The organism is Curtobacterium sp. MCBD17_019 (assembly GCF_003234555.1).
Classification (GTDB): Bacteria; Actinomycetota; Actinomycetes; order Actinomycetales; family Microbacteriaceae; genus Curtobacterium.
Window position 1 is genome coordinate 369,068 of sequence record NZ_QKTT01000001.1, and the last position, 23,946, is coordinate 393,013.

A 23,946-nucleotide genomic window follows, 5' to 3' on the forward strand; every position below is an offset into this window, starting at 1 on the left:
GGCAGTGGTCTCCCGGCCCGCCCGGGTCCTGCCCGTACACTGGTGCGGCGCCGCCGGGGGGACCGCCGTCGCAGGAAGGACGCGTCCATGCGAGGCAGGCTCCCGATGGTCCTGGCGATCACGATGCTCGCCGGGATCGGCGTGAGCGCCTGCACGGGCGGCGGTGACCACGACACGGTGTCCGCACCGCCGAGCAGCAGCGTCTCCGCGAGCACGACGGCCACGGCGATCTCGACCCCGACGGACGTCCCCGTCCCGACCGCGACGATGGACGCCGCCGCCATCGCGGCGAAGGGCCGGTTCGACGACGCCGCGCACACGCTCACCACGTCGAACGCGCACCCCGACGACGCGGCGATCGTGAACTCCCTCGTGAACGCGGGGTTCCCGAAGAAGGCGATGCAGATCACGCCGGACACGACCTCGATCGGTCGCGCCGCCGACTCGATCCAGGTGTCGGTGCTCGTCGGGTCCACCTGCCTCATCGGTCAGTTCCGCGGCGCGGCGTTCGTGAGCGAGACGGCTCCCGTGCTCAGCACGGGCAAGTGCCTGATCGGCAAGACCGAGAGCATCCAATGACGCCGGGGGTGGTGATCACCGCCCCCGCTGTCCTCCGTACCCCTCAGTAGACTGGACGAGACATGGCTGAGTACATCTACCAAATGGTCCGCGCCCGCAAGTCGGTCGGCGAGAAACTGATCCTCGACGACGTCACGATGTCGTTCCTGCCCGGCGCCAAGATCGGCGTCGTCGGCCCGAACGGCGCTGGCAAGTCGACGATCCTCAAGATCATGGCCGGCCTCGACCAGCCGTCGAACGGCGAGGCCAAGCTCACGCCGGGGTTCACGGTCGGCATCCTCATGCAGGAGCCGGAGCTCGACGAGGACAAGACGGTCCTCGAGAACGTGCAGGAAGGCGTCGGCCCGATCAAGGCCAAGCTCGACCGCTTCAACGAGATCTCCGCCCAGATGGCCGAGCCGGACGCCGACTTCGACGCGCTCCTGGCCGAGATGGGCACCCTGCAGGAAGAGATCGACGCGGCCGATGCGTGGGACCTCGACTCGCAGCTCGAGCAGGCCATGGCGGCGCTCCAGTGCCCGCCGGCGGACGAGGTCGTCTCGCACCTCTCCGGTGGCGAGAAGCGTCGCGTCGCCCTCTGCAAGCTCCTGCTGCAGAAGCCCGACCTGCTCCTGCTCGACGAGCCGACGAACCACCTCGACGCCGAGAGCGTGCTGTGGCTCGAGCAGCACCTGCAGCAGTACCCCGGCGCCGTCCTCGCCGTGACCCACGACCGGTACTTCCTCGACCACGTCGCCGAGTGGATCGCCGAGGTCGACCGCGGGCGGCTGTACCCGTACGAGGGCAACTACTCGACGTACCTCGAGAAGAAGCGTGCGCGCCTCGAGGTGCAGGGCAAGAAGGACGCCAAGCTCGCCAAGCGTCTGTCGGACGAGCTCGACTGGGTGCGGAGCAACTCGAAGGGCCGCCAGGCGAAGTCGAAGGCCCGCCTCGCCCGCTACGAGGAGATGGCGGCCGAGGCCGAGCGGACGCGCAAGCTCGACTTCGAGGAGATCGTGATCCCCGTGGGGCCCCGCCTCGGCTCGCAGGTCATCGACGCGGCCAAGCTGCACAAGCAGTTCGGCGAGCGGATCATCATCGACAACCTGTCGTTCACGCTGCCGCGCAACGGCATCGTCGGCGTCATCGGCCCGAACGGCGTGGGCAAGACGACGCTGTTCAAGACGATCGTCGGCCTCGAGCCCCTCGACGCCGGCGACCTCAAGATCGGCGAGACCGTCGACATCTCGTACGTCGACCAGACGCGCGGCGGCATCGACCCGAACAAGAACCTGTGGGAGGTCGTGTCCGATGGCCTCGACTTCATCCAGGTGGGCAAGACGGAGATCCCGTCGCGCGCGTACGTGTCGCAGTTCGGGTTCAAGGGCCCGGACCAGCAGAAGAAGGCCGGCGTGCTCTCCGGTGGGGAGCGCAACCGACTGAACCTCGCGCTGACGCTCAAGCAGGGCGGCAACCTCCTGCTCCTCGACGAGCCGACGAACGACCTCGACGTCGAGACCCTCGGCAGCCTGGAGAACGCCCTCCTCGAGTTCCCGGGCTGTGCCGTGGTCATCACCCACGACCGGTGGTTCCTCGACCGCATCGCGACGCACATCCTCGCGTGGGAGGGCGTGAACGAGGACGGCGTGCCGAACTGGTACTGGTTCGAGGGCAACTTCCAGGCGTACGAGGAGAACAAGATCCAGCGCCTCGGCGCCGATGCCGCCAAGCCGGGCCGGGCGACGTACCGCAAGCTCACGCGGGACTGACGGTGGCACGACTGCGCGTGCCCGTCCGCATCCGGTGGAGTGACATCGACGCGTACGGGCACGTCAACAACTCGGCGATGCTCCGGCTCCTGGAGGAAGCACGCATCCTCGCGTTCTGGGCGCCGGACCCCGAGGAACTCGAGGGCACGTCCGAGACGCCGCCGCCGATCATCGACGGTCGCCCCGGATCCGGGACGTTGACGGTGATCGCCGGACAGCGGCTCGAGTACCTGCAGTCGATCCCGTACCTCCGGCGGCCGCTCGACATCCAGATGTGGGTCGGGCGGATCGGCGGGGCGAGCATCGACGTCTCGTACGAGGTCTGCTCGCCCGCCGGTACCGACCCCTTCGTCGTGTTCACCCGGGCGACCACCTCGCTCGTGCTCGTCGACGCCGAGACGAACCGCCCGCGCCGCCTCACCGACGTCGAGCGTGCCGCGTGCGAGGCGTACCGCGAGGAGCCCGTGGCGTTCTCGCGCCCGTAGGACCGTCGTGGGCGACGGCCGGTGCCGCCGCCCACGACCCGCTTGCCGGGTTCGGCTGCCGGTCAGCGCCCGGGCAGGTTCGCGAGCGCTGCCGACCGTCGTGCCACGAGGTCCGCGTACGTGCCGTCACGCTCCGCCCAGCGGTGCATCTGCACGCCCTGCACCAGGATCTCGTGGGGCGTCGGGTCCTGGGTGAGCAGGTCGGTCACCTCGTCCAGGAACCCCTCCAGCGGCAGGGCCGCGGGGTTGACCGCGTCCTGGTCACCCGTGTCGACCGCGGGCGGGACGAGCTCGGTGACGGCGACCCCGGTGCCGGCGAGCTGCGCGCGGAGGGCCTCCGAGTACGCGTGCACCCCGGCCTTCGACGCCGCGTAGCTCGCCATGAGGGGGAACGGGAGGAACGCGATCCCCGACGTCACCGTGATGAGGTCACCGCCGCCACGCGCGATGAGGTGCGGCGTGAACGCGTCGATGACCCGGATCGTCCCGAGGAGGTTGACGTCGACGGTCACCGCGGTCTGCGCGAAGTGGGCCGGATCGCGGAGGTCCTCGAGGAGCATCACGCCCGACATCGTGACGACGACGTCGAGGTCCGGGTGGTCCCGCAGGACGGTGTCGCGTGCGTGGAGGACGGAGGCCAGATCGGTGACGTCGACGACGACGGTCTCGAGGTCGTCGACACGGTCGACGTTCCGCCCGCCGACGACGACGGTGCTGCCCGCCGCGGCGAACCGTCTGGCGAGTCCGAGGCCGATGCCGGAGGTCCCTCCGACGATGAAGACGCTGCGTCCGTTGATGTCCATGGTGCTCTGCTCTCTGTCTGGTGACGGGGACATGAGCATCGTGGGCGCGCCCGGAGCCGTGGGGGAGTCGTCGGGTCTTCCTGGGACCGTCAGACCCCCGCTCAGGCCCCGGGCACGCGGAGCATGCCCTCCTGCGCGACCGTGGTCAGCAGGCGGCCCGAACGGTCGAACATCCGGCCGATCGCCAGTCCACGGCCGCTCTGCGCGCTCGGTGACTCCTGCGTGTAGAGCACCCAGTCATCAGCGCGGCCGTCGCGGTGCCACCACATCGCGTGGTCGAGGCTCGCGCTCTTGACGCCCGGCGTGCCCCAGGCCAGGCCGTGCCGCCGCATGATCGGCTCGAGGATCGACAGGTCGCTCGCGTAACCGAGCACGGCACGGTGGAGGGCGGGGTCGTCGGGCAGGTGACCGGCCACCCGGAGCCAGACGGCCTGGTGGGCGACGCGCTCACCGGTCACCTCGATGAACACCGGCCCTCCGGGGTGCCGGACGTCGATCGACCGTTTCGCCCAGTGGCGGGCGACGGGGTGGTCGATCCCGGCGAGGAGCTCGGCGGCCGACGGGAGGGACTCGGGGTCGGGGACGTTCAGGGGCATCGTGTCCTGGTGCTCCACGCCGGTGTCGGGCGTCTGGAACGAGGCGATCATCGAGAAGATCGGCACACCCCGCTGGTACGCCTGGACCCGACGCGTGGCGAAGGAGCGGCCGTCGTGGATCCGCTCGACGGCGAACGTGATCGGCTCGTCGATGGCACCGGGCCGGAGGAAGTACCCGTGCATCGAGTGGATGGCCCGCCCGTCGATCGTGGTCTGCGCCGCGACGACGCACTGGGCGAGGACCTGCCCGCCGAACACCCGGCCGCCGGGTGACCAGTGGCTCGACCCGGTGAAGATGTCCTCGCCGGTGCTCGCACCCGTGTCCACGAGCCGGAGGGTGGGCATGAAGTCCGGTTCGCCCGTCGTCGGGCCTCCGTGCGCTGGGCCGTTCATCGCCCCGTAGTCTACGAGCCACCCGAGCGGGGTGCCCCAGCGGTCCGGGGGCGTGGTCCGTTATCCTCGACCGTTGATGAGCCCGTCGTTCACGCTTCCCGACACCACCTCCCTCGGCGACCTCCGCACCTACCTGGGGCGGGCCTCCCGGGTGGAGGACGGATCGGTGCGGCTCATCGCCGGTGGCGGCGTCCTCGCCGTCTACACGGCGATCCTCTACCCGGTCGGGTTGCTCGACGAGGTGCCGACGGTGCTCGGACTCCGGACGTTCGCGCTGGCCGACCCGGTCGAGTTCGACGCCGTCGTCCCGATCGCGTCGTTCGTCCACCGGCTCGACGCGCTCGTCGAGGAGCACCGCTCCGCGGAGGAACGCGGACTGGACCCGACCGCGGCGACCGCCGTCACGGCTGAGCTCCCGCTCGAGGTCCACACCGTGACCTGGGCCGCGATCTCGCCGCCCCGCGGTGGCTGGGTCGCGCAGCTCGACATCGATGCCCGCACGCTCCGCCGGGTCGCGCGCGAGGGCATGGCCGAGGTGGCAGAAGCCGTCCCGACGGCCGCCGGCGACGCCGTCGTGCGCCGCGTCCGCGCCGAGGTCTGGGGGAGGCCCGTCAACGGTGAGGAGCACCTGCCCGCTGGAGCCGCGTTCGCGGCCGAGAGCCTCGGGTTCCTGGCCGAGGGTGAACCCGTCCGTCTGTTCGAGACGGGGCCGTGGAGCCGCCTGACGACGACCCGCGGCCATGTGCTCGTCAAGCGTCGGGCGTGGAGCCTGTCCCGCTGACGTCGCCCGCGGCGTTCACCATGGCGTGCGCCGCGCGCTCGAGGTACGCCCAGAGCATCGCCTCGTCCATCGGAGCGAGGTCGAGACCGTCGACAGCGGCGCGCATGTGCCGCAACCAGCGGTCCCGCGCATCCGGGGTCACGCGGAACGGCATGTGCCGCATCCGCAGCCGCGGGTGCCCGCGCTCCTCCGAGTAGGTCGTCGGTCCGCCCCAGTACTGCTGGAGGAACAGGGAGAGCCGCGAGATCGCGCCCTCCAGGTCCTCGGCCGGGTACATCGGCCAGATGACGGGGTCGCTCTGAACACCCTCGTAGAAGGCGCGGACGAGCCGGTCGAACGTCGGGGCGCCGCCGATCCGGTGGAAGAGCTCGCCGCCCGGGGTCACGCCGCCCGAGCCGACGCGGAGCGTGATCGGCTGCGGCCCGACGCCGACGCCGACGCCGACGCCGACGCCGACGCCGACGCCAGGGCGCTCGGTGCCGTCGCCGCTCATGCCGGATCCCGGGGCGCCGTGGCCTTCTTGCGGGACGGTCGGGTGACGGGCGTCGGATGCGTGCGCGGGGGGCGAGCGCCGTTGATCGAGGTGGCGTTCTCCCACCCGGCGGGCATGATCATCGCCATGGCGGGCAGCGTCACGCCGAGGTCGTCGACCGCCTTCTTGAGGCGGACCCGGAGCTCCCGGCCGACGGCGTCGAGTTCGGCAGCGCGCGTCTTGATGACGAGCCGGAACACCATCGCACCGTCGGTGATCGTCTGGAGGCCCCAGATCTCCGGCTTCTCGACGATGCGCTGCCGCCAGCGGGTCTCCTGCGCCATCGCCACCGCCGCGCCGAGCAGTGCGTCCTCGACGGCGTCGATGTCCGTCTCGTACGGGACGGTGACGTCGACGAGGACGCGGGACCATCCCTGCGACATGTTCCCGACGCGGAGGATCTGCCCGTTCGGTACGAACCAGAGGATCCCGTTGACGTCACGGACCTGCATGACCCGCAGGCCGACGTTCTCGACCACGCCGGTGGCCTGACCCGTGTCGACGACGTCACCGACGCCGGCTTGGTCCTCGATGATCATGAAGATCCCGGACAGCAGGTCCTTGACGATGCTCTGCGCCCCGACGGCGAGGCCCGCGGCGACCACCGACGCCCCCGCGACGAGCCCCAGCAGGTTGGCGCCGAACTGGCTGGCGATGATGACGAGCGCCACGACGGCGATCACCACGGTCGCGACGTTCTCGAGCACGCTGCCGAGCGTCCGGGTGCGCTGGATCACACGCGCGGTCTGCAGGGGCGACGCGATGAGGGCCTGCGTGTCCTCGACGTTCTGCCGACGCTTCACACCGTTGACGATGCGGTCGACGAGGTTCCGGATGACCCGGCGCAGGAACAGTCGCAGGACGACAGCGAGGACCACGACGATCACGATCGTGATCGCTGTGTGCCACGTGTCGACGAACTGCGTGAAGGCGTTCGTCACGATGGTCTTCGCTTCGTCGGTGGGGGATGGGGTCGATGTCGCGGCGAGGAGCATGGTCCGAGCGATGGTAGGGGATGGACCTCGGCCGGACGTTCAGCTGCGCCCGGCCGAGGCGCGGTCACACGGTGTTCTCAGGGGTCCCGAGGCCTGTCACGAGGATGACACCCTGGAGAGGATCCCAGGAGCGGGTGGAGTACCCGAGAGAGGGGCGGCGGGGGCTCCCGCCGCCGCTCCCTTCGATCAGGCGTCGGCCGCCTGGACCGCGAGCGCCCGTTCGACACCGGCGAGGTTCTCGACGACCAGGCGGCGGAGCGCCGGGGTCTCCGGGTGGGTGTCGAGCCATGCCTGCGTGGCGTCGCGGAGTTCGACGCTCGCGAGCGGCGCCGGGTAGAGGCCCGCCACCAGGGTCTCCGCGATGTGGTAGGTCCGGTTGGCCCAGATCTCGGTCAGGGCGTCGAAGTACCGCGACACGATGCCCTCGAGCGCGACGGGCGTGAGGACGTGCTGGTACCCGACCGCGGTCTGCCGCACGATCGCGTTCGGCAGGGCGTCGGAGTCGACGAGCGACGAGAACGCGGTGAGCTTGCCCTCGGCGGTGGGGATGGTCGCCCGCGCGCGCGCCGCGGCCTGCTCACCGTTCGCCGTCGGGTCGGCGGCGAGCTCCGTGGCGATCTCGGACTCGCCCGCGGCGCCGTTGAGCACGAGCCCCTCGAGCAACTCCCAGCGCAGGTCCGTGTCGATCGTCAGGTCGTTGAGCAGGACGTCACCGCTCCGGAGCCCCTGCAGCGTGGCGACGTGCTCCGGGGTCGACGCGATCTGCGCGAAGAACTTGACGAACTGGAACTGGGCGTCGGATCCGGCCTCCGCCGTCGCCGCCAGCTGCCAGAGGGCGTCGCCGACCTCGCGGACGGTGGCCTCTCGCTTCGCGGGCGCGACGTAGCTCCGGGCGGCCAGGAGCAGCTGCGACAGCGTGGTCCGGATGGTCGTCGACTCGGTCTCGGTGGCGATGTTGCCGAGGACCAGACGGACGTAGTCGCTCGCCGGCGCTTCAGCGTCGCGGGTGGCGTCCCACACCGCACCCCAGACGATCGACCGGGCGAGCGGGTTCGCGATGGCGGCCAGGTGTTCCACCGCCGTGCGGCGCGAGTCCTCGTCGAGGCGGATCTTGGCGTACGCCAGGTCGTCGTCGTTGAGCAGCACGAGGTCCCCGCGGTGCACGCCGACGAGCTCCGGGACCTCGGTCCGCGGGCCGTCGACGTCGATCTCGATGCGGTGCGTGCGCTCGAGCTTGCCACCGGCGGACGCGGCGTTCGCGCCGAACGGGTGGACGGCCTCCTCGTGGGCGTCGCCGCCGAACGCGTACACGCCGATGGCGAGGCGATGGGGACGCAGCGTCGGGTGGTCGCTCGGGGCCTCCTGGAGCACCGCGAACGCGGTGATCACGCCGTCGTCGTCCGTCGTGAACTCGGGACGGAGCGTGTTCACCCCGGCCGTCTCGAGCCAGACGCTCGACCAGTCGGAGAGGTCTCGGCCGCTCGTGACCTCGAGCTCGGCGAGCAGGTCGCGCAGCTCGGTGTTGCCGTGCGCGTGCTTCTTGAAGTAGGCCGAGACGCCGGCGAAGAAGGCGTCGATCCCGACCCAGGCGACGAGCTGCTTGAGGACCGAGCCGCCCTTCGCGTACGTGATGCCGTCGAAGTTGACCTGGACGTCCTCGAGGTCGTTGATGGTGGCCACGACGGGGTGGGTCGACGGGAGCTGGTCCTGCCGGTAGGCCCAGGACTTCTCCATCGCCTGGAACGTCGTCCAGGCCTCGGTCCACTCGGTGGCCTCGGCGGTCGCGATCGTCGACGCCCACTCCGCGAAGGACTCGTTGAGCCACAGGTCGTTCCACCACTTCATCGTGACCAGGTCGCCGAACCACATGTGCGCGAGCTCGTGCAGGATCGTCACGACGCGGCGCTCCTTGATCGCGTCGGTCACCTTCGAGCGGAACACGTAGGTCTCGGTGAACGTCACGGCACCGGCGTTCTCCATGGCCCCCGCGTTGAACTCGGGCACGAAGAGCTGGTCGTACTTGTCGAAGGGGTAGGCGACGTCGAACTTGTCCTCGTAGTAGGCGAAGCCCTTGCGGGTCGTCTCGAAGACGTACTCGGGGTCGAGGTACTCGGCGAGCGACTGCCGGGCGAAGATCCCGAGCGGGATGGTGCGGCCGTCGCGGCTCGTCAGTTCGCTGCGGACCACGGTGTACGGGCCCGCGATGAGCGCGGTGATGTAGCTCGAGATCCGCGAGGTCGGAGCGAACGTCCACGTCGCGACGTCGCCGTCGACGCGGGGTTCGGGGGTCGGCGAGTTCGACACGACCTGCCAACGAGACGGCGCCGTGACCGTGAACGCGAACGTCGCCTTGAGGTCGGGCTGCTCGAACACGGTGAACATCCGGCGCGAGTCCGGGACCTCGAACTGGGAGTAGAGGTAGACCTCGCCGTCGACGGGGTCGACGAAGCGGTGCAGGCCCTCGCCCGTGTTGGTGTACCGCATGTCGGCGACGACGGTGAGTTCGTTCTCGGCCTGGAGGCCGTCGAGGCGGATGCGCACGCCGTCGTTGACGTCCGCCACGTCGAGCGCGGTGCCGTTCAGTGTGACCGCGTGCACGGTCGCGGTGATCGCGTCGATGAACGTCGCGGCACCCGGCGTCGCGGAGAACCGCACGGTCGTGGTGCTCCCGAAGGTCTCGTCACCCCGTGTCAGGTCGAGGTCGACCTCGTAGGCGGCGACGTCGACGACGGCCGCACGCTCCTGGGCTTCGATTCGGGTGAGGTTCTCTCCGGGCACGGGCCGCTCCATCCTTCTGCGAGCGCGCAGGCGTCGTGGGCCCGGCGCGTCGGGGGTGTCGTCGCCGTCGATGGCGACCCGTCAACCCTACCGACGCGCGTAGTGTCACCGGCATGACGGACACCGCTGTGGACAGCTCCCCGACGACCCCGACCGCTGTGGACTTCTGGTTCGACCCCACGTGTCCCTGGGCGTGGATGACGAGCCGCTGGGTGGGCGAGGTCGAGCAGCACCGCGACCTCGACGTCACGTGGCACGTCATGAGCCTGTTCGTCCTCAACGAGGGCCAGGACATCCCCGAGAACTACAAGGAGGCGCTCGACCGGAACCAGGTGTACTCGCGGCTCGTCACCGCGGCGCGCCTCCGCCACGGCCAGGACGTCGTCAAGCGCCTCTACGACGCCCTCGGCGAGCACATCCACCACCGTCAGGAGAAGGACCCGCAGCAGGTCGTCCCCACCGTCCTGGAGGAGCTCGGACTCGAGGCCGATCTCGCCGACGCCGCGTGGACCGACGAGACCGACGCCGCGATGCGCGAGAGCCACCGCGACGGCATCGAGCGGGTCGGCCAGGACGTCGGCACCCCGGTGATCGCCGTCGAGGGCACCGCGTTCTTCGGCCCCGTCATCTCGCCCGCCCCGAAGGGTCAGCAGGCGCTCGACCTGTGGGACGGCGTCGTCGCGGCGGCCCGGTACCCCGGCTTCTTCGAGCTCAAGCGCTCCCGCACCGTCGGCCCGATCTTCGACACCGTCTGACGCGGCCGCCGTCGGCCGGGAGGCGCGGGTCGGTCCCGCCCCGTCCCTCCCGGCCGCCCCGCCCGGGCTGGCGCCCGGAGTCGCCGAGATCGCAGAACACGCCGCTCACGGATGGACGTGAGCGGCGTGTTCTGCGATCTCGGCGGAAGGTCGACGCGGAGGCGGAGGGTCGGTCCCACCCCGTCAAGCCAGGGCTCGCCGCATGACGACGAGGTCGTGCCACCGGTCGAACTTGCGGCCGACCTCGCGCACGGTGGCGACGTGCTCGAACCCGAACCGTTCGTGCAGGCGGATCGACGCGGCGTTGTCCGAGGCGATGTCGGCGATCATGACGTGTCGTCCGGCCCGGACGGCATGGTCGATCGCGGCCCCGAGGAGCGTCGACGCGATGCCCCGGCCGTGGAACCGCGCGTCGAGGTAGATGCTGTCCTCGACGGTCCACCGGTAGCCCGGGTTCTCGCGCCACGGCCCGTAGGTGACGTAGCCCGCGACCACACCGTCGGCCTCGGCGACGAACACCGGGAACCCGTCGCGGCGGCGCTCCGCCAGCCAGTCGTCGAACCACGCGCGGGGGAGCGGTTCGTCGCGCCAGATCGCCGTGGAGTGCAGGACGGCCTCGCGGTGGAGCGCGTGCACGACGTCGAGGTCGTCCGGCTCGGCATGCCGCACGACGACGTCCGGCGGGGTCGTGGTCATGCCTCGATGCTAGGGGCCGGCAGCACGCCGGACCGGCCCGGAGCGGCGTCTGCGCCCGGGAATAGGATCGCAGGCATGCGCATCCACCTCGGCACGGACCACGCCGGCCTCGACTTCTCGCACACGCTCGCCCAGCACCTCACCGAGGCCGGCCACGAGGTCGTCGACCATGGTCCCGCCGAGTACGACCCGCTCGACGACTACCCCTCGTTCTGCATCAACGCCGCGTCGGCCGTCGTGCGCGACCAGCGTGCGGGGGTGCAGGCACTCGGCGTCGTGTTCGGTGGGTCGGGCAACGGCGAGCAGATCGCCGCCAACAAGGTCGAGGGTGTGCGCGCCGCGCTCGTGTGGAACGAGTCGACTGCGCTGCTGGCCCGGCAGCACAACGACGCGAACGTCATCTCGATCGGTGCCCGCCAGCACACCGAGGCCGAGGCCATCCGCTTCGTCGACCTGTTCATCGCCGAGCCGTTCTCGGGCGAGGAGCGCCACGCGCGTCGCATCGCGCAGCTCGCCGAGTACGAGACCACCGGCACGATCGCCGGCAAGCAGATCGACGCCTGAGCCGTCCTGATGCCCGAGGGTCACTCCATCCACCGCATCGCGCGGCAGTTCTCCCTGCACTTCGTGGGGCAGCGCTGCAGCGTGTCGAGCCCACAGGGGCGGTTCGCGGCCGGCGCCGCCCAGCTCGACGGCCGCGTGATGACCGGTGCGACGGCGGTGGCCAAGCAGATGTTCCTCGAGTTCGAGGGCGGCCTGTTCCTCCGCGTGCACCTCGGCCTCTACGGTGCGTGGGACTTCGCCGGCGAGATATCGACCGACGCCACGATGGCGAGCGCGAACGGCCGGATCGGGCAGACCAACCAGCGCGGGACGATCGTCGACGCCGCGGGCGAGGACTCCCTGGCCAGCATCGGGGCACCCCGCCGCTCGCGCTACCGCATGGCGGAGCAGGAGCACGAGGAGACCCCGATCGAGGCCTTCCCGCCCGAGCCGGTCGGCCAGGTGCGGGTCCGGATCCTCACGGACACCGCCGTCGCCGACCTCCGTGGGCCGACCGCGTGCGTCGTCGAGACGGCGGAGGAGATCCAGCGCGCCATCGACAAGCTCGGCCCGGACCCCATGGTCGACGACGGCCCCGAGGCCGAGCAGCGGTTCGTGGACGGCGTGCGGCGGCGGAACGTCCCGATCGGGCAGCTGCTCATGGACCAGTCGGTCGTCAGCGGCATCGGGAACGTCTACCGGGCGGAGCTCTTGTTCCGCGCCCGCCTCGACCCGTACAAGCCGGGCAAGCAGGTCACCGACGAGCAGGCACGGGCCCTCTGGCGGGACTGGTCGAAGCTCCTGCACGACGGCGTCCGCGTCGGTCAGATGATGACGATGGACGACCTGACCCCCGAGGAGTACGACGCCGCGCTCCGCAGCCGGGACGACCGCCACTGGGTGTACCACCGCGCCGGGCTGCCCTGCCGCGTGTGCGGGACGAACATCGCGATGGCGATGATGGCGGGCCGCAAGCTCTACTGGTGCCCGGTCGACCAGACCTGACCCGGTCCGCACCGCAGCGGCCCCGCTCGGCGCCGGCCCCGCTCGGCGCCGGCCCCGCTCAGCGGTCCAGGTACGTCCAGCGCCCCGCGACCGCGGTCCCCAGGACGCGCATCGACCGGAGCGCACCGGACGACGCCGCGAGCGGGTCCGATGCCACGAGCACGAGGTCCGCGACGTCGCCGACGGCGACCGTGGTGCGGCCGTCGGTCGACGCCGTCCACGCGGTCAGCTGGTCGATGCGCTGTTCCGGGTGCCACGCCTCCCGGCCGTCGCGGTCCCGACCGACCGCCGCCGCCATCGACACCCACGGATCGAGCGGCGCGACGGGGGCGTCGGACCCGAGGCGGAGGCGCGCCCCGGCCTCGCGGAGTGTGCGCAACACGAACGCGCGGTCGGTCCGGCCGGCCCAGTAGCGGTCCGCCACGTCGCGGTCGTCCATCGCGTGCTCCGGCTGCACGCTCGCGTCGACGCCGAGTCGAGCGAACCGGGCGACGTCGGCGGGGCGCAGGAGCTGCGCGTGCTCGATGGACCCGCGGACCCCGACCTGCTCGAACACGTCGAGCGCCAGGGCGTTCGCCCGGTCGCCGATGGCGTGCACCGCGGGGACGAGCCCGCCGTCGGCGGCGCGGCGCACGAGCGCGCGGACCTCGTCCGGCGTGAACGCGAGGACCCCGAGTGCGTCGTGCCCGTGCAGCCCCGCGTAGGGCTCGTCGACGGCGGCGGTGCGGGTGTTGAGCGAACCGTCGGTGATCACCTTGAACGGCCCCATGGTCACCAGGCCGAGGGTTCCCGGGACGACATCCCCCGTCCGCAGCCCGCGGTCGAGCACCGCGTCGAGCTCCTGGGGGTAGACGCCGGATCGGACCCGGATGCCGTCGATGCCGGCGCGGACGCGGCGCGTCCAGCGGTCGAGCCCGAACCGCATCTCGAGGTCGACGACCCCGACGACGCCCCGGCCGCTCGCCGCCTCGACGGCGTCGGCGACGTAGTCGTCGAGCACCGCGTCGGGCACGCGGGAGATCGCCGTGCTGACGTCGAACGCGTCCTGCTCGCGGAGCAGCCCGGTCGGATGGGTCACGAGGGGCCGGTCGAGCAGGTCGCCGTACCGCGCGAGCGCGATCCCGTTGCACCACACCGCGTGCAGGTCACCGCTGACGACGACGACCGGGAGGCCCGGTGCGGCCCGGTCGAGCAGGTCACGGTGGGCGGCGTCCGGCCAGAGCCCGTCCCGGAACCCGTAGCCGATGAGGACGTCGTCGGGCGAGGCGCTCCGCGCGGCGTCGGCGATGACCGCGGCGACGCCGGCGGCGCTCGTGCATGCCGAGACGTCGACCCGGCGCCGGACGAGCGCCCACTGGTCGAAGTGCGTGTGGTGGTCCCACAGCCCGGGGCCGAGCCAGGCACCGTCCGCGTCGACGACGTCCTCGAGGTCGGCCGTGGGCGTGGTGGACTCGATGACGCCGGCCGGTGCGACGGCGGCGATCCGGCCCTCCCGGACGAGCACGTCCGCGGACGCGCCCGCGGTCCCGATGCGCCGAACGTGGCGGATGAGGGTCCCGGTCACGTGCGGTCCGTCCCGGGGGCCGGTTCCGGCGCGGGCCGGTCCTCGGGATCCGGCGCGGCCGTGGCGCGGTCACGGACGCGACGCATCTCCGCGGCGAGCGCCGGGTGTCCGTACGGCCCGGGGGACTCGAGCCCGGCGATGACGTCGTCGACGACCTCGGGCGCCTTGTTCTGACTGAGCTTGGCGCGCGCCTCGAACCGCGTCACCCGGATCCGGATCCCCACGGTGCCCCGGGCGATGCGGCGGGCGGCGTCCTCGTCGACGTCGAGGCCGACCGGCGACGGCATGCGCCGCTCGAAGTGGTCGACGAGCTCCCCCAGCACACGGAAGTTCTCCTCGTCGGACAGGATCTCGGGCGTGCCCCACAGATGGGCGGTCACGTGGTTCCAGGTGGGCACGAACTGCTGGGCCGGGTACCAGGCGGGCGAGACGTACCCGTGCGGACCCTGCACGATGACGAGGACCTCGTGCCGTCCGAGTTCGTGGGCGACCTCGTCGGGGCGCCCGACGTGGCTGACCAGGGTGATCTCCGTGGCGTCGTCACCCGGGTCCTCGAGCAGGAACGGGTAGTGCGACGCGACCAGGCCCTCCGTCGTCGCGGACACGATCGTCGCCCACGGGTGCGCGCGGACCAGGCGGCGGACCTCCTCGGGGTCCGTCATCAGGAACGCGGGTGTGTGGCGCATGTCGGACAGCGTCCCACAGGCCCTGCGCGGCCACCACCGGGGCTGTTTCGTCGGTGTTTCGACCTCGTGAAGCTTTCAACGCGGAGTGAAAGAAGCCTTGAGTGCGCGCCGCCGTGCTCCCTACCGTGAGCAGCCAAGCCGGCTCCTGCCCGGCCCGGCCGACCGATCCGGTGGCCACAGCAGGCCCGGCGCGACGCGTCGCGGCCCCGCGAGGAGCGAGATGGACATGCGACGGAGTGGCATCGCGGCGGTGGCCGCGGCGGCGGCGTTGGCACTGGTGGCGACCGGGTGTTCGGCGGGCGGTGGGTCCTCGTCGGACGACGCGTCCGGCACGAGCCTCGTGTACGCGACCGGCGTGCCCGACCACCTGACCCCGGGCCGACAGACGGTGGCGTTCGACCAGGTGATGAGCCTGTTCGCGCCGCTCGTCCAGACCGACAGCGACGACCACCTCACGGACCTGGCCGCGAAGAGCGTCAAGAGCGACGACGCCACGACCTGGACCATCACGCTCCGCCACGGCTGGAAGTTCCAGAACGGCGAGACCGTGACGCCCGAGAGCTACGTCCGCGCCTGGAACTACACGGCGTACGCCCCGCACGCGTGGGAGAACAGCGGCGAGCTCGCCGGGATCGTCGGGTACTCCGACCTCAACCCCACCTCGGGCACGCCGACGACCGACACCATGCGCGGGCTGAAGGTCACCGGCAAGGACACGTTCACCGTCACGCTGACCCACGCTGACAGCCAGTTCCCGCTCCAGCTGAGCCAGGCGCAGACCGCGTTCTACCCGATGCCGAAGGCCGCCTACCGGGACATCAAGGCGTACGACAAGAAGCCGATCGGCAACGGCCCGTACGAGATGACCGAGGCCTGGACGAAGAACAAGGAGTTCACCGTCAGGGCCTGGAGCGGGTACCAGGGCCCGGCGCCGAAGACCGAGCGGGTCACCTACCGCAGCTACAGCGACATGGACACCGCCTACACGGACGTCCTGGCCGGCAACGCGGACGTCCTCTACCTGCCCGCCGACAAGATGACGAGCGCGAAGTCGGACTTCGGGGACCACCTGTACTCGTTCACCTCGCCGGGCATCGACTACCTCGGGTTCCCGCTCTGGGACAAGCGGTACTCCGACCCGCGGATCCGTCAGGCGATCTCGATGTCGATCAACCGCAAGCAGGTGGACAAGGCGATCTACGGCGGACTCTACGAACCCGCGACCGCGCTCACCCCGCCGGTCATGTCCGGAACCCAGGAGGGCATCTGCGGCAAGTACTGCACGTACGACCCCGCGGCCGCCAAGCAGCTCCTCGCCGCGGCGGGCGGGTTCTCCGGCGAGATGGACCTCGTCTACCCCGGCGGCCTCGGACTCGACTCCCTGTACCAGGCGTACGCGAACCAGATCCGCCAGAACCTCGGTGTCGCGAAGGTCGTGGCGAAGCCGACCACGGACTGGGCGTCGTACTACAGCACGCTGACCGCCAAGACGGTCGCCGGACCGCACTTCGGCCACTGGGGCGCCCTGTACACGAGCCAGCAGAACACGCTCCGCGCGCTGTTCACCGCGGCGGGCGGGTGCACGACCTGCGCCGGGTACTACCAGAACGACGACGTCGACCGGCTGCTCGACCAGGCCGACGCCGCATCGACGCAGTCCGCCGCCGACGCCCTGTACAACAAGGCGCAGAAGCGGGTGCTCCAGGACTTCCCGATCGTCCCGACGTTCTTCGACAAGTACTCCTACGTCACGAGCAGCACGGTGACGAAGCTCCCCGAGGTCGCCGGCAGCCCCGTGATCTCGGAGATCCAGGTCAGCAAGTGACCGGCCTCGACACCGCCACGATCGTCGAACACGCCCGCGCGGTCCCGCAGCACACCGGGTTCCCGACGGTGGACGACCTCGTCGCGCGGTTCGACCGCCTGGCGGCCGACCACCCCGACGCCGTCACGGTCACCCGCGTCGGCACCAGCCGCCTCGGCGAGCCGATCCACGCCTACCGGGTCGGCCGCGGTGCACGCTCGGCGGTCGTGGTCGGCGGGGTGCACCCGAACGAGCCGATCGGGTCGTGGACCGCGCTGCACCTGGCCCAGAGCGTGCTCACCGACCCGGTGCTCGCGGCCGCCCTCGACACGACGTGGCACATCGTCCCGACGATCGACCCGGACGGCATGCGGCTCAACGAGGCGTGGTTCGACGACCCGACGGACCGCGTGCACTACGCCCGGCACTTCTACCGGCCGGCACCCGACGCCCAGGTCGAGTGGACGTTCCCGACGAACCACAAGGGCGCGTACTTCGACCGGGTCCTGCCCGAGACGCTCGGACTCATGCTGCTCATCGACCGGGTGCGGCCGGACCTGCTCGTGAGCCTGCACAACGGCGAGATGGGCGGCGTCTACTACTACCTCTCCCGCGACGAGCCGGAGGTCATCGCCACCCTGCACGCCGTCCCGGCCGCGCTCGGGCTCCCGCTCGACACCGGCGAACCCGAGTCCCCGTACCTGCGGGAGTACGCGCGGTCGGTGTTCGCGATGGGGGAGATCGACGAGGCGTACGACTACTACGAGTCCCTCGGCATCGACCCCGCCGCGTTCATCGGTGGGTCGTCGTCGTCCTCGTGGGCGGGGCGCCACGGCACGCTCTCGCTCGTGGCCGAACTGCCGTACTGGCAGCACCCGGACGCCGACGACGACAGGGCGACGGGCGAGTCCTACGCCGACCTCGTCCGTCGGACCGCCGACGCCATGGCGGTCACCGGTTCCGTCCTCGATCAGGTGCTCGACGCCGCGTCCCCGATGCTCACCATCGCGACCCCGTTCCTCGAGGCCTCGCGCGCCTTCGTCCCGATGCTCGCGCGCATGGCCGAGACGGACCGCGCCCGGGCCGACCGCGAGCCGCCGGGGCGGATGGCCACGGTCGCCGAGCGGTTCGGCCTCGAGGACCTCGTGCGGTGCTTCCGACTCCGCTACGGCGGCATGCTCCTCCGTGCGATCGAGGCCGAGACCACCGCGGGCACGGCGCCCGTGGTGCTCCGTCGCCTCCGCGACCGCCTCGTCGAGCAGTACGCGACGTGGCAGGCCGAGGCGGGGACCGGGGCGGAGCAGCCGATCCCGCTCGCCGCGCTCGTCGGCGTCCAGTACGGCGCGGTCCTCGCTGCGGCGTCGCACCTCGCACGCACGCTCGGCCCGGCGGCGGGCGGCGGCGACGGACCGGCGGCCGGCTCTTCGGCGGAGGCAGACCCAGGGGCGGACGCCGGCGACGGGGCCGCCCGCAGCCGCGCCTCCCGACCGGTGGGCGTGCCGGGAGGCGCGTGATGCGGACCGCGCTCGTCGTCGGCCGCCGACTCGGTGGCCTGCTCATCGTGTTCCTCGGGGTGACGTTCCTCATCTACGCGATGACGTTCGCGCTCCCCGGCGACCCGATCAAGGCGCTCGGCGGCGACCGGCCGCTCAGTGACGCGGTCGTGCACGCGCTGCGGGCCGAGTACCACCTCGACGAGCCACTGTGGGAGCAGTACCTCCGCTACCTCGGCGGCCTGCTCCACGGCGACTTCGGCACGGACTTCGACGGCGAGAGCGTCGGCTCGGAGATGGCCGCGCGGTGGCCCGTGACGATCGCACTCGCGCTCACCGCCTGGCTGTTCGAGATCGTCCTCGGCATCGGACTCGGCGTCGTGTCGGCGCTCCGGCGGGGCACCGTGCTCGACCGGACGGTGCTCATCGGCACGATCGTCATCGGCGCCGTGCCGGTGTTCGTGCTCGGCGTCGGCGCACAACTCGTGTTCTCCGTGCGGCTCCGGTGGTTCCCGGTCGCCGGGGTCACCGCGGGGTGGCCGTTCGCCTACGTCCTGCCCGCCCTCGTCATCGCGGTCTTCGGTCTCGCGGCCGTCTCGCGGCTCACGCGGACCAGCGTGCTCGACACCCTCGACGCGGACTTCGTGCGCACCGCCAGGGCCAAGGGGCTCACCCCCGGACGCGTCGTGGGTGTGCACGTCATGCGCAACTCGCTCATCCCGACGGTCACGTACCTGGCGACGGACCTCGGGTACCTGATGGGCGGGACCGTCATCGTCGAGGGCATCTTCAACCTGCCCGGCGTCGGCAACCTGCTGTTCCAGGGGATCCGGTCGCACGAGGGCGCCACGGTCGTCGGGATCTCCACCGCCCTCATCCTCGTGTTCCTGGTGACGAGCGTGCTCGTCGACCTCCTCCACGCCGCCCTCGACCCGCGAGTGAGACGATGACCGACTCCGCGCTCAGCGCCACCCTCGAACCCGTCGTGGCCACGCGTCGTCGTCCGCTCGCCGCGGCCCTCCGCACGCCCGGTTTCTGGGTCCCCGCCGCGGTCCTGGCGCTCGTGCTCCTCATCGCCGTGTTCCCGGCGTTCTTCGCCGGGTTCTTCGGCCACGGCGACCCGCGTGCCTGCGACCTCGGCAGGAGCGGCCACGGCGCGTCCGCCGGGCACCCGTTCGGCTACGACCTGCAGGGCTGCGACGTGTACGCCAACGTCGTGTACGGCACCCGCTCGTCGGTCGCCGTCGGGGTCCTGACGACCGTCCTCGCGATGGTCGTCGCGGTCGTCGTCGGCACGCTCGCCGGCATGAACGGCGGTTGGGTCGACGCCGTCCTCTCCCGCCTCACCGACGTGTTCCTCGGCTTCCCGTTCCTGCTCGGCGCCGTCGTCGTGCTCAACAGCGTCGGCGACCGGAACGTCCTGACGGTGTCGCTCGTGCTCGCGCTCTTCGGCTGGCCGACCATGGCCCGGCTCGTCCGCGGGTCCGTGCGCGGCATCCGGCAGGCCGAGTTCGTGCTCGCCGCCCGCACGATGGGACTCTCGACCTGGCGCATCACGACGCGGTACGTCCTGCCGTCGTCGATCTCGCCGCTGCTCGTCCTCGCGACCATCACGGTCGGTGGGGTCATCGTGTCCGAGTCGTCGCTGACCTACCTCGGGATCGGGCTCGAGGCGCCGGCGATCTCCTGGGGCCTCCAGCTCTCGGCGGCCACCACCCAGTTCCAGCAGGCGCCACACATGCTCGTGTTCCCCGCCCTGTTCCTCGCGGTCACCGTGCTCAGCGTCATCGGGCTCGGCGATACGCTGCGGACCGCACTCGACCCGCGTCGCCGTTGACGCCGGTCACCGATCAGGAGGTACTCCCTTGACCAACGCCGAACCCTCCGCCGCCGCGCTCGACGCGTACCGCGGCGTCCTCCCGTACATCGCCGACTGGGTCGCGTACAAGGTGTGGCAGCTCCGGGTGCCGGGCGTGCAGGTCGCCGTCGGCTACCAGGGCGAGGTCGTCTGGTCGGCCGCGTACGGGTACGCCGACGTGGAGGCCGAGCGCCGGTTGACGGAGCACGACCTGTTCCGCATCGCCTCGCACTCCAAGACCTTCACCGCCACGGCGCTCATGCTGCTCGCCGAGCGCGGGCAGCTCCGTCTCGACGACACCGTGGGCACGTACGTCCCCGCGCTCGTCGACGCGGGGTCGCCGATCGCCGACGCGACCGTCCGCGAGCTCATGGAGCACGGCGCCGGGGTCCTCCGCGACGGACTCGACGGCGACTACTGGTCGCTGGCGCGGCCGTTCCCCGACGAGGACGAACTGCTGGCGCTCGTGCTCGACCAGGGGTCGAAGGTCCCGGTCGGCTCGAGCTTCAACTACTCGAACCTCGGGTACTCGCTGCTCGGCATGGTCGTCGCCGCGGTCTCCGGGCGTCCCTACAACGACTACGTGCGCGAGGAGATCATCGAACCCCTCGGCCTCCGGGACACCGGGCCGGACTGGGACCCGACCCGGGCGGACGACTTCGTCGTCGGGTACACGGGCTTCCACGTCGACCGCACCCGCTCGCGGCTCCCGCACGTGGACACGCGCGCGATGGCCTCGGCGACCGGGTTCCACGGCACGGCCGAGGACCTCGTCCGGTACTTCTCCGCGCACGTCATCGGGCAGGGCGAGCTCCTGTCCGACCACGCCAAGCGTCAGGCGCAGCGTCGGGCGTGGACCGCCGAGGACGACCCGGCGTCGCGCGGGTACGGCATGGGGTTCATCGTCGACCGCGTGGCCGGGCACGACGTCCGTGGACACTCGGGCGGGTTCCCCGGGCACATCACGCAGTCGCTGTTCGACCCGACGTCGTCGCTCGTCATCTCGGTCATGACGAACGCCGCCGCCGGACCCGCGACCCTGCTCGCCCAGGGCATCCTCCGGCTGCTCGACGCCGCCGCGGACACGGCGGCCCCGGGCGACGCGCTCTCGGACGCCCCCGACGACGTGGACGTCGACACCCTGACCGGTCGGTTCGCGAACCCGTGGGGCGTCGCGGACATCGCCCGGATCGGCGACCGCCTGCTCGAGATCGACCCCTCAGCGCCCGGACCGCTCGACAGCGTCACGCGCCTCACCGTCACCGGACCGGACACCGTGCGCATGAGTTCCGGCAACCGGTTCGGCTCCGTCGACGAGGACATCCGGTACACCCGCGACGACGACGGCACGGTGACCGCGATCCGGGCGGGCGGGGGCATGTCGATGACGCCCTGGGCCGTCCCGGGCGACGAGTCGCCCGCGGTCGCCGCCGGACTCGCCTGAGCACGGGACACGGATGAGCACGGACGAGCGGACCCCCGCCGACGCCACCGGTGTCGGCCCCGTCCTCGACCCCGCCCGCCAGGCGTTCGTCGAGGAGTTCGCGATCATGCTCCAGGGGTCGGGGTTCCCGCTCATGGACGGACGGGTGCTCGCGTACCTCATCATGACGCGCGCGCCGTACTCGTCGTCGGCGGACATCGCGGCCGGGCTCGAGGCGAGTTCCGGCGCGGTGTCGATGGCCACGCGGCACCTCGTCGTGTCGGGGTTCATCAAGCGGCACTTCGTCCCGGGCGAGCGCAGCCACTACTTCCGCGCCGAGAACGACGTGTGGGGGAGCTGGCTCGCGGGGGAGCGTCGCTACCTCGACCGCGAGCGCGACGTGATCGAGCAGGGTCTCGCGGCACTCGGCGACTCGGACGATCCCGCGGACGCACCGATCCGCGAACGCCTGGTCAACGGACGCGACTACATGACGTGGCTGCACAGCCACCACCGCAAGATGCTCGCGGAGTGGGAGGCGTTCAAGGCCGCCCGCGACGCCGGCACCGACCCCGAGGAGCGACCATGACGACACCGACCGCGTACGACACCGCGACGGACGCACCCGTCCTCGTCGTCGACGGCCTCACCGTCGCGTTCACGGTCGAGGACGAGGAGGTCGTCGCCGTCGACCACGCCTCGTTCACCGTCGGCCGCGGCGAGGTCGTCGCCGTCGTCGGGGAGTCGGGGTCGGGCAAGAGCATGACCGCCATGACGGTCATGGGCATCGCGCCCGAGGGAGCGCGGACGTCGGGAGCGGTCCGACTCGGCGATCTCGACGTCGTCGGCGCGGACGAGCCGACGCTCCGCCGGGTCCGCGGCCGGCGGGTGTCGATGATCTTCCAGGACCCGATGGCCGCGCTCAACCCGGTGTTCTCCATCGGGTTCCAGCTCGCCGAGGCGGTGCGCCGGGCCGACCCGGGCCTCCGCGACCGGGACGCCGTGCGCGTGCGGTGCGTTGAGCTGCTCCGCATGGTCGAGGTGCCGGACCCGGAGCACCGGATCCGGCAGTACCCCCACGAACTGTCCGGGGGCCAGTGCCAGCGCGTCATGATCGCGATGGCGCTCGCCGCGGACCCGGACCTCCTCATCGCGGACGAACCGACGACGGCGCTCGACGTGACGGTGCAGGCCGAGGTGCTCGACGTCCTCCGCCGGCTCCGCGCACGCACCGGGGCGAGCATCCTGCTCATCACCCACGACATGGGCGTCGTGGCGGACCTGGCCGACCGCGTCGTCGTGATGCGCAACGGGCGCGTGGTCGAGACCGGCGACGTCGCGGACGTCTTCCACCACCCCGCCGCCGAGTACACGCGTGAGCTGCTCGCCGCCGTCCCGCGCATGGGCGAGACCGGCCGGGAGGCCGTGCCCACCGCCACCACGCCCGTCCCGGACGCGGTCCTCGCGGTCCGCGGCCTCGTGGTCGAGTACGGCAGCCGCCTCCGCGGGCGGTTCCGGGCGGTCGACGACGTCACGTTCACGGTGGGGCGTGGTGAGATCGTCGGCCTGGTCGGGGAGTCCGGCAGCGGCAAGACCACGATCGGACGGGCCGCGGTGGGACTCGCACCCATCACCGCCGGCACGGTCACGGTCGTGGGGACGGACGTCGGGACGGCGCGTCGTGCCGACCGGCGTGCGATGCGTCGGCGGGTCGGCGTCGTGTTCCAGAACCCGATGCTCTCGCTGAACCCCCGGTACACGGTCGCGCAGACGATCGCCGAGCCGCTCCGCCACATCCTCGGGCTGGACCCCGCGGAGGTCGACGTGCGCGTCGACCGACTGCTCACCGACGTCGGGCTCGGCCCCGGGTGGCGACACCGGTACCCGCACGAGCTCTCGGGCGGGCAGCGGCAGCGGATCGCGATCGCCCGCGCGGTGGCGCTCGATCCGGCACTCCTCATCGCCGACGAGCCGACGAGCGCCCTCGACGTGTCCGTGCAGGCGCGGGTGCTCGACGTGTTCCGCGAACTGCAGGAGCGCCTGGGGTTCGCCTGCCTCTTCGTGACCCACGACCTCGCCGTCGTCGACTCCCTCTGCGACCGCGTCGTCGTGCTCAACCACGGGCGGCTGGTGGAGTCGGGGACCCGCGAACGCATCCTCCGCTCGCCCGAGGACGCGTACACCCGTCGGCTCATCGCGGCCGCTCCCGTCCCCGACCCGGTCGAGCAGGCCGCCCGGCGGGAGGCCCGTCTGGCCAGCTGACCGCCCCCTCCCGCGCGCCCCGCTCGTTCCCGACACTCCCGCGGTCGTCCGACGACGGCATGGTCGATCCATGCGGAAGCGCCCTGTGCGGCGGTACGTGGCGACGATCCAGGTGTCGCACGACGACGGTCACGTCGGAACCAGGCGGGAGGGGGACCGGGTGGGAC

22 protein-coding genes are annotated in these 23,946 nt (G+C 71.7%); 14 read left to right on the top strand and 8 right to left on the bottom strand.

The window, feature by feature from the left end; genetic code table 11:
* Positions 1-87: 87 nt before the first annotated feature.
* The 3 genes from DEI82_RS01795 to DEI82_RS01805 all read left to right on the top strand — a co-directional run bounded on the left by DEI82_RS01795 (position 88) and on the right by DEI82_RS01805 (position 2,812).
* Positions 88-579, top strand: coding sequence for a DUF6993 domain-containing protein (locus tag DEI82_RS01795; protein WP_146242799.1), 492 nt, complete (start codon positions 88-90; stop codon positions 577-579).
* Between the two features lie 62 nt (positions 580-641).
* Positions 642-2,327, top strand: coding sequence for an energy-dependent translational throttle protein EttA (ettA, locus tag DEI82_RS01800; RefSeq protein ID WP_111009941.1), 1,686 nt, complete (start codon positions 642-644; stop codon positions 2,325-2,327).
* A 17-nt stretch (positions 2,328-2,344) separates the two neighbouring features.
* On the top strand, positions 2,345-2,812 hold the full coding sequence (locus DEI82_RS01805; protein WP_258368554.1) for a thioesterase family protein: 468 nt from the start codon (positions 2,345-2,347) through the stop codon (positions 2,810-2,812).
* 62 nt (positions 2,813-2,874) lie between these two features.
* On the opposite strand, the gene DEI82_RS01810 is transcribed toward DEI82_RS01805, so the two are convergent.
* Positions 2,875-3,615, bottom strand: coding sequence for an SDR family oxidoreductase (locus DEI82_RS01810; RefSeq protein WP_111035593.1), 741 nt, complete (start codon positions 3,613-3,615; stop codon positions 2,875-2,877).
* Positions 3,616-3,716: 101 nt separating this feature from the next.
* A complete protein-coding gene (locus DEI82_RS01815; RefSeq protein WP_181435066.1) occupies positions 3,717-4,604 on the bottom strand; it encodes an acyl-CoA thioesterase II in 888 nt (295 codons plus the stop codon).
* 76 nt (positions 4,605-4,680) lie between these two features.
* Here DEI82_RS01815 and DEI82_RS01820 point away from each other — a divergent pair, with 76 nt between their 5' ends.
* Positions 4,681-5,385, top strand: a complete 705-nt coding sequence (locus tag DEI82_RS01820; RefSeq protein WP_111009935.1) for a hypothetical protein — start codon at positions 4,681-4,683, stop codon at positions 5,383-5,385.
* Here DEI82_RS01820 and DEI82_RS01825 read toward each other — a convergent pair.
* From DEI82_RS01825 to pepN, 3 genes are all read right to left on the bottom strand, one after another.
* The gene (locus tag DEI82_RS01825; protein ID WP_258368570.1) at positions 5,354-5,770 is read right to left on the bottom strand and encodes a globin; all 417 of its coding nucleotides are present in this window, start codon (positions 5,768-5,770) and stop codon (positions 5,354-5,356) included. The genes DEI82_RS01820 and DEI82_RS01825 overlap by 32 nt on opposite strands.
* Before the next feature lie 104 nt (positions 5,771-5,874).
* Entirely contained in the window at positions 5,875-6,912 is a 1,038-nt protein-coding gene (locus tag DEI82_RS01830; protein WP_111009932.1) for a mechanosensitive ion channel family protein, read from the bottom strand.
* 186 nt (positions 6,913-7,098) lie between these two features.
* Positions 7,099-9,690, bottom strand: coding sequence for an aminopeptidase N (gene pepN, locus DEI82_RS01835; RefSeq protein ID WP_111035624.1), 2,592 nt, complete (start codon positions 9,688-9,690; stop codon positions 7,099-7,101).
* A 113-nt stretch (positions 9,691-9,803) separates the two neighbouring features.
* Here pepN and DEI82_RS01840 point away from each other — a divergent pair, with 113 nt between their 5' ends.
* Positions 9,804-10,445, top strand: a complete 642-nt coding sequence (locus DEI82_RS01840; RefSeq protein WP_111013790.1) for a DsbA family protein — start codon at positions 9,804-9,806, stop codon at positions 10,443-10,445.
* 183 nt (positions 10,446-10,628) lie between these two features.
* Here DEI82_RS01840 and DEI82_RS01845 read toward each other — a convergent pair whose 3' ends face one another.
* The gene (locus tag DEI82_RS01845) at positions 10,629-11,141 is read right to left on the bottom strand and encodes a GNAT family N-acetyltransferase (protein WP_111035595.1); all 513 of its coding nucleotides are present in this window, start codon (positions 11,139-11,141) and stop codon (positions 10,629-10,631) included.
* A 75-nt stretch (positions 11,142-11,216) separates the two neighbouring features.
* Between DEI82_RS01845 and DEI82_RS01850 the strand changes: the two genes are divergently transcribed.
* On the top strand, positions 11,217-11,705 hold the full coding sequence (locus tag DEI82_RS01850) for a ribose-5-phosphate isomerase (RefSeq protein WP_111009926.1): 489 nt from the start codon (positions 11,217-11,219) through the stop codon (positions 11,703-11,705).
* Between the two features lie 9 nt (positions 11,706-11,714).
* Positions 11,715-12,689, top strand: coding sequence for an Fpg/Nei family DNA glycosylase (locus tag DEI82_RS01855; protein WP_111013788.1), 975 nt, complete (start codon positions 11,715-11,717; stop codon positions 12,687-12,689).
* 58 nt (positions 12,690-12,747) lie between these two features.
* Here DEI82_RS01855 and DEI82_RS01860 read toward each other — a convergent pair whose 3' ends face one another.
* Positions 12,748-14,253: an amidohydrolase gene (locus DEI82_RS01860; protein ID WP_220037217.1), complete on the bottom strand. Its 1,506-nt coding sequence runs from the start codon at positions 14,251-14,253 to the stop codon at positions 12,748-12,750.
* Positions 14,250-14,939, bottom strand: coding sequence for an FMN-binding negative transcriptional regulator (locus DEI82_RS01865; protein ID WP_111035596.1), 690 nt, complete (start codon positions 14,937-14,939; stop codon positions 14,250-14,252). The genes DEI82_RS01860 and DEI82_RS01865 overlap by 4 nt, the downstream gene beginning before the upstream one ends.
* 220 nt (positions 14,940-15,159) lie before the next feature.
* Here DEI82_RS01865 and DEI82_RS01870 point away from each other — a divergent pair, with 220 nt between their 5' ends.
* Genes DEI82_RS01870 through DEI82_RS01900 form a run of 7 tightly spaced genes read left to right on the top strand, consistent with a single transcriptional unit; the run spans position 15,160 to position 23,779 of the window.
* Positions 15,160-16,764, top strand: a complete 1,605-nt coding sequence (locus DEI82_RS01870) for an ABC transporter substrate-binding protein (RefSeq protein WP_258368553.1) — start codon at positions 15,160-15,162, stop codon at positions 16,762-16,764.
* On the top strand, positions 16,761-18,257 hold the full coding sequence (locus DEI82_RS01875) for a M14 family zinc carboxypeptidase (RefSeq protein WP_111035597.1): 1,497 nt from the start codon (positions 16,761-16,763) through the stop codon (positions 18,255-18,257). The genes DEI82_RS01870 and DEI82_RS01875 overlap by 4 nt, the downstream gene beginning before the upstream one ends.
* Positions 18,257-19,186 (top strand): ABC transporter permease, encoded by a 930-nt coding sequence (locus tag DEI82_RS01880; RefSeq protein ID WP_111009919.1) that lies wholly within the window; start codon positions 18,257-18,259, stop codon positions 19,184-19,186. Before DEI82_RS01875 ends, DEI82_RS01880 begins: the two co-directional genes overlap by 1 nt.
* Entirely contained in the window at positions 19,183-20,073 is an 891-nt protein-coding gene (locus DEI82_RS01885; protein ID WP_111027786.1) for an ABC transporter permease, read from the top strand. Before DEI82_RS01880 ends, DEI82_RS01885 begins: the two co-directional genes overlap by 4 nt.
* Before the next feature lie 28 nt (positions 20,074-20,101).
* Positions 20,102-21,538, top strand: a complete 1,437-nt coding sequence (locus DEI82_RS01890; RefSeq protein WP_111035598.1) for a serine hydrolase — start codon at positions 20,102-20,104, stop codon at positions 21,536-21,538.
* 13 nt (positions 21,539-21,551) lie between these two features.
* A complete protein-coding gene (locus DEI82_RS01895) occupies positions 21,552-22,106 on the top strand; it encodes a GbsR/MarR family transcriptional regulator (protein ID WP_181434902.1) in 555 nt (184 codons plus the stop codon).
* Positions 22,103-23,779, top strand: coding sequence for an ABC transporter ATP-binding protein (locus tag DEI82_RS01900; protein ID WP_111027784.1), 1,677 nt, complete (start codon positions 22,103-22,105; stop codon positions 23,777-23,779). Before DEI82_RS01895 ends, DEI82_RS01900 begins: the two co-directional genes overlap by 4 nt.
* Positions 23,780-23,946 lie beyond the last annotated feature (167 nt).